We start from the raw sequence: 11,600 nt of genomic DNA on the forward strand, positions 1-11,600 counted from the left end.
TTTAGAATAACCAAAACTATTATATAATGAAATAATAAATTGTGCAGACAAAAAGGTAGAGGAAAGGAATAGAATATGGCTTATAAGGACGAACAATTATATGAAGAAAAAGTTTTTAAAGACCCTGTTCATCGCTATGTTCACGTGAAAGATCGTGTGATATGGGATCTTATTGGAACTGCTGAATTTCAGCGTTTACGTCGAATTAAACAGTTAGGTACAGCTTATGTCACCTTTCACGGAGCAGAACATAGTCGTTTCAATCATTCCTTAGGTGTATATGAAATTGTTCGGCGAATATTGTTTAATTTTGAAGGAAGACCTAATTGGAATAAAGACGAGCGTCTTCTCAGTCTATGTGCTGCATTATTGCACGATCTAGGTCATGGCCCATTTTCTCATTCTTTTGAAAAGGTTTTTAAATTAGATCACGAAGACTTTACAAAAAAAATAATTTTAGGAAATACAGAAATTAATCAGATATTACGTAAAGTTGATGTAGATTTCCCACAAAAAGTGGCAGATGTCATTAATAAGACGTATGAAGATCAATTAGTGGTTAGTATGATTTCAAGTCAGATTGATGCTGATCGAATGGATTATTTACAACGAGATGCCTATTTTACTGGTGTTAGTTATGGTCATTTTGATATGGAACGTATTTTACGTGTCATGCGTCCTCTTGAAGATCAGGTCGTGATTAAAGCTTCTGGTATGCATGCAGTAGAGGACTATATTATGAGTCGCTATCAAATGTATTGGCAAGTTTATTTCCATCCGGTTAGTAGAAGTGCAGAAGTCATTTTATCAAAAATTCTACATCGTGCAAAAGATTTATATCAAGCGGATTACGCCTTTTCCTTAGAACCAACACATTTCCTATCTATTTTTGCAGGAAAGGTAACAGTGAAAGATTATTTGCGATTGGATGAATCAATTGTTCTTTATTACTTTCAAATGTGGCAGGAGGAAACCGATCCTATTTTAAAAGATTTATGTCGTCGTTTTATGAATCGTAATTTGTTTAAATATATTGAATTTAATCCTAATTTACAAATGAAAGAATCGATAGAATTAACACGTTTATTTACAGAAGTAGGAATAGATCCAGCATATTATCTTGTTGTCGATTCATCCTCTGATTTACCATATGATTTTTATCGTCCTGGCGAAGAGGGCGAGCGATTACCAATTAACTTATTAATGCCGAATAAATCGTTAGAAGAATTATCAAGGCAATCTGACATTGTTGAATCAATTTCAGGGAAAAAGAGAACAGATCATAAGTTGTATTTTCCGTTGGATTTTGTTCAAACATTACCTGATGATAACCCGAAAAAGGCAAGAATAGAAGTTTTACTAGGCTTGCGTAAAGAATAAGGGATACAGGTCTGGAATAATTTTTACTAAGTTTGGAATAGGAGATGTTTGTATGTTAGCAAATCATGCTAAACTGATGAAGTTTTTCATGACTTCCGGCGAAATTGTTGGCCGAAAAAAATTACAGAAGATGATTTATATCTTAAAACAGTGTGAGGTCCCTTTTGAAGAAAAATTTGAATTTCATTTTTACGGACCTTATTCAGAAGAATTATCTTTGAGAATGGAAGAGTTATGTAACTTAGGTTTTATTGCAGAACAGAAGGAAAAAAAGAGCAATTATTATCAATATCGTTATACAATGACAGCAGATGGAGAAGACTTTCTTGAACAATCCGAAGTAAACCTTCCATCATTTGAAGATAAAATAGTAAAGATGAAAGAAAAAAGTTCGCGTTTTTTGGAACTTGTGTCTACGATGCTTTATTTTAGCGAGTTAACCAAAACAGAAGTGGAAGAAAAAGTGCAAGTCGTGAAGAAAAGTTCAAATTACACACCAGCCGATATCGATGAAGCTTGGACGTTTATTAATGAATTGCAATAAACGCTTTAGCAAAAAAACTTTTAGTACGTTAAACAGAAAAGCACAGCAACCAATGCTGTGCTTTTTACTGTTCATAGATTTGTTGTTAATTTTTAGAATTTTCATTATAATAAAAATAGTAATTGGAAAGGAGTTGTAAAATTGCACAGGATCGTACGTTTTTTTCTATATTACATAGCAGGATTAATTGGCATCATTCTCGTTAGTAGTGCACCTATATTATTTCAACCTTCAGACCTATTGAACCTATCTCCATATATAGATCAAGTTATCTCGCTTGTAAAAGCATTAGGTCAACCAGATAGCTGGACATATTTTTACTTAGATCGGGAGTTATCCGTTTTTTCAATGATATGGAATCCTTATCTATATTCGATAAAATTATTTGTTGGAGCTATTATTCTAGGTTTTTTTGTTGCATTTATATTAGGTATCGTAACGATGTTTTTACCGAAAATACTGATGCAATCTATTAAACGCTTACTAGGATTTATGGAATCTATTCCAGATTTGATGGTGGCTTTTTTGTTACAGTTAGGTGTTGTTACGATTTTTCAACACACTGATATTTTACTGATGCGTTTTGTTACATTAGGCGATGAACGTATCTTTTTAGCACCTGTTGTGGTTTTATCTTTTTTGCCAATGGTCTCCCTCTATCGAATCCTTATCTTATTGATGGAAGAAGAGCTGACAAAAGAATATATTGAATTGGCTCGAAGTAAAGGGATTAGGCAAAGTTATATTTTAGTGAAACATGTGCTGCGTAATATTATGAAGAGTGTTTTCTACCAGTCAAAAATTATTGTTTGGACAACGTTATCCAGTTTATTTGTTATTGAATACATGTTTAATATTAATGGAATCTCTAGTTTTGTGATGACAGACTTTCGTTCGATTATCCTTGCTGTCGTTCTATGGTTGGTTTTCACACCATTATTTATCCTTTACCAAGGCGTCGAGATATTCATTTTTAACGAATCATATGATTCACATCCGGTAGCTCCAATAAGACGAACAAACCATTGGCAAACGTTTAAACAATTGGGGGTTCGAAAATGAAATTTGGCTATCAATTGCTAAAAGGACTAGGAGCGCATTTTAAAAACCCCAAGTTCCTCATTGGCTTCCTGATCATCTTTGGAATGCTAGTCGTCAGCGTGGTCCACTCGATTATCCAAGAAGAACCCGTTCGACAGTATGTATTGGTTTATGATGAAGATGGTGGTCTAGTAAGTTCTAAACCGCATCCACCTTCCAAATATGTGCCGATGGGCAGTGATCTGCTTGGATATAGTATTATGGATCAATTAATTACAGGAGCGAAATATACGATCCTTTTTGCTAGTGGGATTGCTTTATTGCGTATGTTAGTTGGATTTCTATTTGCAATTCCATATGTGTTTTTACTGAGCAATAAGTGGAGAAAGATGTTTGAAAAAGTAGTAGACAGCTTTCACTACTTGCCGTTAACTGTTCTTGCACTTGTATTATTATCACCTTTTATAATGGGGTCAACAACGGGATTTGAATATAGTTTCACGGAACGTATTCTTGTACAAGGACTTATCTTGACCATTCTAGTTGTGCCGCTTCTTACCGTTTTAATAGGAAATGAAATGCGTTTAATTCTAGAAAAGGAGTTTATCACTGGGGCGAGGGTTTTAGGTGCATCTAATCGACAAATTATTAAGAAACATGTGATGCCACATTTAAGTGCCAGATTAGGGCTGATCTTTGGCCAACAGTTTATTCAAGTATTAGTCCTACTCATTCATTTAGGTTTATTTGGTTTATTCTTAGGTGGAACAAGTGTCATGTATGATGAATTTCACAAATCACCACCACATTCTGTCACATATGAATGGTCTGGGCTCATTAGTAATACAAGGGAAGCGTTTATGACTGGTTATTATTGGATTGTTGTACCTGTCTTTCTTGCATTTATAATCGTGATTATTTCTATGCAGCTTATTGTAGAAGGCATCCAAGAGGTACAGCAGAGAAGAATTGGTGTGGGAATAAAAGGTTCAAGATCGATAAGAAGTTTATTTCATCGGAAGAGTAAACCAAAGGAAAGCTCTGTTAAAGAAGTAACAGTGAAACCAGAAGACTTTCATTTCTTATAAAGAAAACCCTAGTTACGTATGGTTACGTTACTAGGGTTTTCTATTCATTAATCTATCAGACGTTTACCACCGACACCATATTGACTTTTATCAATATCTTCAATAAATACAACGACTTTCTCTTTGGAAGCTCCAGTTGTTTCACTAACTGCCTCTGTAACCTTTTCTATGAGTGCTTTCTTTTGGTCGTCTGTTCGGCCCTCTAACATTTTTACTGTAACGTATGGCATAATAATTCACTCCTTTTCTATCACCATTATACTTAAATTAGGATGTGAATTCATTTCTGAGGTTTGCAAGATGAAAAATGGTTACGCAATATGCTACAATAACACCATATAAGAGAAGTCATGTAGGAGGATTTTAATTATGTCTAATGAAGATGGATCAAAGCAAAAGAAAAGTAATGCTTTTACAATAATGAAAGACGATTCGACAGCAGGTCATGGTGGTTATGGTGTTGGTTCAGTTAGTTTGGAAAATATATCACCAGTAATTATTGATCCAAATGAAAGCCGTGCTTTTGTTGATATGGGTGCGATGCATGCCAGAAGTGAAATCGAGCGACGCGTGAAATTTCTACCAAACAAAGATGAAGTGCCAAACGGCCTTTTATATTGGATTGTCTGGGTAACCGTTGAACGAGGCGAGAATGGTCCATATTACCATGGTGTTGCAGGTAGTGAAGTTCGTGTAGATCGATCAATCAAGCGGGCTTACAAATCAATGCCTGAGCATGTTACACATATGGATAAGTCCATGAAAGGCTACTATATAGTAGAACATATGGATGATGCATCGAAGAAATTATTAGCTGATTTTTTACGTGAATTTGATCCGAAAATGTGGGAAAATGCACCGGATGAATTAAAAGATGCACTCCCAGCACAATAGCACGCACAAAAAAGGATTCTGCAGAGAGCAGAATCCTTTTTCTTCGTACGCAACTGACGAACTTGACATAAACTCTGTCGTAGTTAGAGTTTATGCTTAGTCCTCGCTGCGTCAGAAAAGGCTTTCCCTTTCCGTGGGCACAACCTCAGCTATCTATAGAAGCAAAAATCGCTTCCATAGAGGATCTTCGGTTTGTGCTGTTCCCACAGGAGTCTCAAGCCATTTCTTCCTTCGCTTGATAGCTAATCTTTTCGACTTGTAATTATTTTACGCCCTCCTTCTTATATTGCAATATAATAAACAAGCGTATTAAGTGAAATTTTCGATACTCTTATTGGAAGAGCATGTACTTTTCCAAATAAAGTGTAACCTATTCGCTTCCGTCGCTGTACAGACTTTAAAAGCAAGATCTGAAGATCCACTCCGTAAAGCGATTTGTGCTTTACGGAGTTAGCTGAAGACTTGGGACTGCGATTACTCGCCCCACCGAAAACATTTGCCCGCGGAAAGCGACGGCCTGAAGCGGAAATCAACATGGCAGTTACGAAAGAGTCTATATAAATTCTGTCATTGACAGAAATCAGATCTGTTTAAGGAATGTCACATAATAGAACAAATATAATCCAAACGCAACACGGCCAATGATTAGCGCTTATTTTTAAATGAGAAAGTTGAATTCGTATATATTAATTTATCCTTCTGGCCGATGAACAGAGCAATAATGTTCTGGAACTGTTCCCTCAACGAAATACATAAGCTGTTTGTTTTCACAGTATGGAGTAGCTAATTCGCCAATAGTAGGATCAATATATGCCGCGACAATACCAGCAGGTACCTCAAAATTTTCAACAGGTAGGTTCGTATGAACACCTTCCATAAAATCGGCCCATATTTGCTTGGCAGCCTGTTGTTCGATTGTTTTATCAATCGTCCTGTTATCGTCATAGCCTGTCCAAACCCCCATAACTAGTTGTGGGCTATAACCAATCATCCAACTGTCAGTCTCGGTGGTACCTGACTTTCCTGCATACGTATGATGTAATTGATCTACGATTGATTCTCCTGTGACATGCATATAACCATTTAAAGAAGGGTTGAACATACCTGTCATTAATTGATTTAAGATAAAAGTTTGCTGTGGATCAAGCACTTGTTCTTTCACTTGTTTTGGACGTTGATAAACAACCTTCCCTTTAGAATCGGTTATTTTTTCAATGGTGTGAGGTGATAAAGAGTTACCGCCATTTGCCAACATGCTATAGGCAGTTACCATTTCTTTCACACTTATGGATGCAGTTCCTAAAGCAAGAGAAGGTACAGCTTCAAGCTCACTTGTAATACCAAATGTACGTGTTGTATCAATCAGACGTTTTGGTGTTAAGAAAATATTCGTTTTTACCGCATAGATATTATCACTTACCGCCAATGCTTGCGCTAAAGTGACAGGTTTATCGGCATAATAGCCATTGTAGTTACTAGGTTGATAACTACTCCCATCAGCTAACACAAAGGTAGTTGGCTTACTCATTAATGTTGTGGCCGCCGTATAACCATTTGTCAATGCACTATAATATAAGAAAGGTTTAAAAGTAGAACCAACCATCCGTTTTGCTTGAACGGCTCTATTATAAGGACTTTCTGAATAGTTCTTACCACCTATTAAGCCTGTAATAGCACCTGTTGACGGGTCCATTGCAATGCCGCCAATTTGCAACGCACTACTCTCACTAATTTGGCTAGCTGCTGTTTGGTCTAATTTCTCTTGATGGGTTTCGTCTAGTGTTGTATAAACATGGTACCCACTAGTACGAATAACGTCGGACTCTTTTTCTAATATTGCTTCCATCTCAGCTAATACGATATCTTGGAAATAAGGTGCGATTGAATCCGAAGTAGTTGGCAATTCACTATTGATTTGTAGATCTTCTCTTTCAGTCAAAAAAGCTGTTTGTTCGGTTATCATTTCTTCCTCAGCTAATAAAGATAGAATGTGCTGCTGACGTTCTTTTGCTTGATCATAATGATTGATTGGTGAATAGTAGCTTGGACTATTCGGTATGCCAGCTAATAGTGTCGCTTCTGCAAGCGTTAGGTCACTACTTTCTTTTTCAAAGAAATATTGGCTAGCAGTTTCAATTCCGTAGGCACCATGACCATAATAAATCGTATTAAGGTAGCCTTCCAACAATTCATCTTTACTATAGAAGATTTCTAAGCGCATGGTATAAAAGGCTTCTTTTATCTTTCTCGACCATGTTTTTTCATGTGATAAGTAGAGGTTCCGTGCATATTGCTGGGTAATGGTGCTCGCCCCTTCTTTCATTGAACCAGTTTTTATATTAACTAACACTGCAGCTAGAATTCGCTTCAAATCAAAGCCGTGGTGACTATGAAAATTTTGATCCTCTGCTTGTAAAGTTGCGTCAATTAGTGTCGGATTAATTTCTTCTAAATCAACCCAATAACGATTAACTACACCTAATTCTTCACCTATTTTGGTTCCGTCTTGACTGTAATAAATGGTGTTTTGAATGGTCGTTAAAGGAGGCGCTCCCAGAACGAGCGCATATATGTAAATGGACAATGCGAAAATAATGATCGAAAGCGATCCAATATAAAAACTTCTTACAATCCAGCGAGGGGGTCTGTCACCTAACTTTTTGAATTTATGTTTGAATAACTTCTTCATTTTTGTTAAAACTCCTTTATACAGCCAATATCGCTCTGGATAGTAGTATCATTATGGTGAAAACTATCCATAAATAAACGTATATATTCGACAAATTTTATGAAAAAAAAGAAAACACTTGCTTTTTTTATTAAACTCTCTAAAATTAGTTTGTTTGAAACATTAAATAAGTAGTTGTAATATAGATTTAAAAGCCAAAGGAGATAGACATATGGATTTATGGTATACAGAGAAACAAACAAAGGATTTCAGTATTTCAGCAAAGGTTAAACAGACATTACATACGGAGAAAACAGATTTTCAACAGTTAGATATGATAGAAACAAACGAATGGGGAAATATGCTTGTATTAGATGGAATGGTTATGACAACAGAGAAAGATGAATTTGTTTATCATGAGATGATTACGCATGTTCCGTTGTTCACGCATCCAAATCCGAAACATGTTTTAGTAGTAGGTGGAGGCGATGGTGGTGTCATTCGTGAAATTTTAAAACACCCGTCCGTTGAAAAAGCGATTTTAGTTGAAATTGATGGTAAAGTAATTGAGTATTCAAAGAAATTTTTACCGGGAATAGCTGGTAAGTTAGATGATCCGCGTGTGGAAGTAAAGGTAATTGATGGTTTTATGCATATCGCTGAAAGTGAAGCAATGTATGATGTCATTATGGTAGATTCAACTGAACCAGTAGGCCTAGCTGTTAATCTGTTTTCAAAAGGATTTTATGCTGGAATATCTAAAGCATTAAAGTCAGACGGTATTTTCGTCGCGCAATCAGATAATCCTTGGTTTAAGGCAGATTTAATTAAGCAAGTTTACCATGACGTCGAAGAGATTTTTCCGATTACTAAATTATATACGGCTAACATTCCTACGTATCCAAGTGGTTTATGGACGTTTACAATTGGAAGTAAACAGTACAATCCATTAGAAGTAAAGCCTGAACGTTTCCATGAGATAGAGACTAAATATTATACAGAAGAAATCCATAAAGCTAGTTTTGCTTTACCGAAATTCGTTAAAGATTTAACAGAAAAATAAAGGAATAAAATTTGTAGCGCTTCTATATCAGTAGAAGTGCTTCTATTCCATTTGTAAGACCCTTTTCGTAAATCTTGTTTCTTTTAGAGATTAGTGAAAGATATATATGCCGACTTAACATTATCGAGAATTTGTTCTATTCTTTATAAGTGCAGTTTTATTCTGCCACTGCGGAAAAACACTCGCTTTCCATGGAGAACGCTTCAGCCTCCTCGCGAGCAAATGTTTTCGATGGCCGAGTAATCGCAGGTCCAAAAAACGCTCACTGCGGGGTCTTCAGACTGTTCCTTTACCATAGGAGTCTCGCGTTTTTCCTTCGTTTTGTATGGTTTTTCTTAAGAAAGTATAAAAGTCTGTTATTGTTGGTCTAATACCTCTGATAAATCTGTTCGACTATCGACGGAAATACACGAAGACTCCTGCAGGAACAACGCGATCTGAAGATCCACTTCGTAAAACGCTTTTTGCTATACGAAGTTAGCTGAAGACGTGCCTGCGGAAAGCGTAGTGTATATCCAAAGCGGGATCATTACAGAGTTTATCGATTTATCTCAACAATCTTTTAAAAAATTAAAGTTTACAAAAAGGTCTAAATAAAAAGAGGGTTGAGTTTAATTGAAAACCTTCTTATACTTAAGGTTATCTAGTTAGTGAGGGTGATACAATGGAAAGTGAACAAATCCCTGTTACAATTAAGTTAGTTACAGAAATTCGTGAGCTTAGTGATAAGACAAGAACGGTCGTCGAAGAGACAGGCTCATTTATTCAAAAGGGTGCGATTGCGGCAATTCGCTTCACGGAGCATCAAGAAGAACAAGCTGACGTCGATGCATTTATTACCATTACAGATGATAAAGTTAGTATCAAGCGAACAGGCGCTGTGACGATGCACCAACAATTTAAGATGAAACAACGTACGGAAAATATCTATCACCATGAATTTGGTACGATACATATGGAAACCCACACAGATCAAATTACTTTTCAGCAACCAAATGGAGCGCGTTCAGGAAAACTGTTTATTAGTTATACCACAAAAATAAATGGTGAAGGTGAGCGAAGACACCGATTAACATTGACTTTCAAGGAGGTTTCGTAATGAATATTATGCAAGAAATGCAAGAAAGATTAAAAACAGAGATTAAACAAGCTGTACTTAAAGCAGAATTAGCAACAGAAGCAGAATTGCCTGCTATTGTACTGGAACAACCAAAAGACAAAGGACATGGAGACTACGCAACAAACATCGCCATGCAGCTAGCACGAATTGCTAAGAAAGCACCGAAACAGATTGCAGATGAAATTGTAGCTGCATTAGATACAATGGAAGCTTCGATTATGAAAGTAGAAATTGCTGGACCAGGATTCATTAATATTTTCATGGATAATACGTATTTAACGCGTCTAATCCCAGTTATATTAAAAGAGGGCGACAATTACGGACGATCAGAAGCGGCGTTAGGCTATAAAGTCCAAGTTGAATTTGTGTCAGCAAACCCAACAGGGGACTTACACCTTGGGCATGCGCGTGGCGCTTCAGTAGGTGATTCACTTTGTAATATTCTTGATGCGGCTGGTTATGATGTCGAACGTGAATATTATATTAATGATGCTGGTAACCAAATAAATAACCTTGCTAAATCTGTTCAAGCAAGATATATGCAAGCGCTAGGAAAAGACACGGCGATGCCTGAAGATGGTTACCATGGTAAAGATATTATTGCGCTTGGCGAGGAATTAGTTGATGCTTATAAAGATGAGTGGGCTAATAAACCGGAAGAAGAACGATTAGAATTTTTCAAAGAATATGGCTTGAAATATGAGATTAAAAAACTGGAAAAAGATTTATCAGAATTCCGAGTGAACTTTGACCAATGGTTCTCAGAAACATCTCTTTATGATGATGGTAAAATAGCTCCTACTTTAGCTTTACTAAAGGATAAGGGACACACTTTTGAAGAGGACGGTGCAACTTGGTTCCGTACTACTGATTTTGGTGACGATAAAGACCGTGTACTTATTAAAAATGATGGAACGTACACGTATTTAACACCAGATATCGCTTACCATAATAATAAATTAGAGCGTGGTTTTAAAACATTAATTAATATTTGGGGTGCTGATCATCATGGTTATATTCCAAGAATGCGCGCTGCTATCCAGGCATTAGGTTATGAATCAGAAACGCTTGAAGTAGAGATTATCCAAATGGTTAACCTATTTGAAAATGGTGAGAAAGTCAAAATGAGTAAGCGAACAGGAAAGGCTGTAACATTGCGTGAATTGATGGAAGAAGTAGGCGTCGATGCAATGCGTTATTTCTTCGTTATGCGCTCAAGCGATTCACATTTAGACTTTGATATGGATTTAGCTAAATCTGAATCAAATGATAACCCGGTTTTTTATGTCCAATACGCGCATGCAAGAATCTGTGCAATGCTTCGTCAAGCAGAAGAAAAGGGTTTCCTTACAGATGAAAACATTGATGCTAGCTTGTTAGTTTCTGAAAAAGAAGAAGATTTATTGAAGCGCATTGGTGAATTTCCACAAGTAATTATCGATGCAGCTGAAAATAGAACACCACATCGTCTAACACAATATATCTTTGATGTTGCGTCAGCCTTGCATAGCTTCTATAATGCTGAAAAAGTTTTAGATGCTGAGAATCCAGAGCGTACAAAAGCAAGATTGGCTTTAATGAAATCTGTAAAATACACGATTGCAAATGGTTTACAGTTAATTGGCGTAAAAGCCCCAGAAAGCATGTAATTTTCATAAAAGAAGATCCAGTCCATTTGAAGATGGACTGGATCTTCTTTTTTTATATAAGGCATTTTTTAACCTATAATCCGTCGGAGCGCGCGCTAATTCAGCGGAAGGCAGGCATAATCCGACGGAGCACGCATTAATTCAGCGGAAGGC

Annotated in this window: 10 protein-coding genes; 8 read left to right on the top strand and 2 right to left on the bottom strand. The window is 36.4% G+C overall.

Annotated elements, in window-relative coordinates; translation table 11 throughout:
- Positions 1–75: 75 nt before the first annotated feature.
- The 4 genes from D2K62_RS12440 (at position 76) to D2K62_RS12455 (ending at position 4,053) form a co-directional block, all read left to right on the top strand.
- A complete protein-coding gene (locus tag D2K62_RS12440; RefSeq protein ID WP_112182234.1) occupies positions 76–1,380 on the top strand; it encodes an HD domain-containing protein in 1,305 nt (434 codons plus the stop codon).
- A 52-nt stretch (positions 1,381–1,432) separates the two neighbouring features.
- Entirely contained in the window at positions 1,433–1,924 is a 492-nt protein-coding gene (locus tag D2K62_RS12445) for a YwgA family protein (protein WP_112182233.1), read from the top strand.
- 141 nt (positions 1,925–2,065) lie between these two features.
- Positions 2,066–2,986: an ABC transporter permease subunit gene (locus D2K62_RS12450; RefSeq protein WP_112182232.1), complete on the top strand. Its 921-nt coding sequence runs from the start codon at positions 2,066–2,068 to the stop codon at positions 2,984–2,986.
- The gene (locus D2K62_RS12455; protein ID WP_112182231.1) at positions 2,983–4,053 is read left to right on the top strand and encodes an ABC transporter permease subunit; all 1,071 of its coding nucleotides are present in this window, start codon (positions 2,983–2,985) and stop codon (positions 4,051–4,053) included. The genes D2K62_RS12450 and D2K62_RS12455 overlap by 4 nt, the downstream gene beginning before the upstream one ends.
- 47 nt (positions 4,054–4,100) lie before the next feature.
- Here the strand turns inward: D2K62_RS12455 and D2K62_RS12460 are convergent, their stop codons facing one another.
- Entirely contained in the window at positions 4,101–4,283 is a 183-nt protein-coding gene (locus D2K62_RS12460; protein WP_112182230.1) for a 2-hydroxymuconate tautomerase, read from the bottom strand.
- A gap of 139 nt (positions 4,284–4,422) precedes the next feature.
- Between D2K62_RS12460 and D2K62_RS12465 the strand changes: the two genes are divergently transcribed.
- A complete protein-coding gene (locus D2K62_RS12465; protein WP_117149580.1) occupies positions 4,423–4,947 on the top strand; it encodes a YwhD family protein in 525 nt (174 codons plus the stop codon).
- A 691-nt stretch (positions 4,948–5,638) separates the two neighbouring features.
- On the opposite strand, the gene D2K62_RS12470 is transcribed toward D2K62_RS12465, so the two are convergent.
- Positions 5,639–7,636 carry a transglycosylase domain-containing protein gene (locus D2K62_RS12470; RefSeq protein WP_117161560.1) on the bottom strand — a complete coding sequence of 666 codons (1,998 nt, stop codon included), beginning with the start codon at positions 7,634–7,636 and terminating at the stop codon, positions 5,639–5,641.
- Positions 7,637–7,847: 211 nt separating this feature from the next.
- Here D2K62_RS12470 and speE point away from each other — a divergent pair, with 211 nt between their 5' ends.
- The 3 genes from speE (at position 7,848) to argS (ending at position 11,447) form a co-directional block, all read left to right on the top strand.
- Positions 7,848–8,678 carry a spermidine synthase gene (gene speE, locus D2K62_RS12475; RefSeq protein ID WP_117161561.1) on the top strand — a complete coding sequence of 277 codons (831 nt, stop codon included), beginning with the start codon at positions 7,848–7,850 and terminating at the stop codon, positions 8,676–8,678.
- 664 nt (positions 8,679–9,342) lie between these two features.
- Complete coding sequence (locus D2K62_RS12480) at positions 9,343–9,777, top strand: YwiB family protein (RefSeq protein ID WP_112182226.1); 435 nt, start codon at positions 9,343–9,345, stop codon at positions 9,775–9,777.
- Positions 9,777–11,447 (top strand): arginine--tRNA ligase, encoded by a 1,671-nt coding sequence (argS, locus tag D2K62_RS12485; RefSeq protein ID WP_117161562.1) that lies wholly within the window; start codon positions 9,777–9,779, stop codon positions 11,445–11,447. Before D2K62_RS12480 ends, argS begins: the two co-directional genes overlap by 1 nt.
- The last annotated feature ends 153 nt before the right edge of the window (positions 11,448–11,600 follow it).

The sequence above is a fragment of the Paraliobacillus sp. X-1268 genome, from assembly GCF_003426095.1.
Classification (GTDB): Bacteria; Bacillota; Bacilli; order Bacillales; family Amphibacillaceae; genus Paraliobacillus_A; species Paraliobacillus_A zengyii.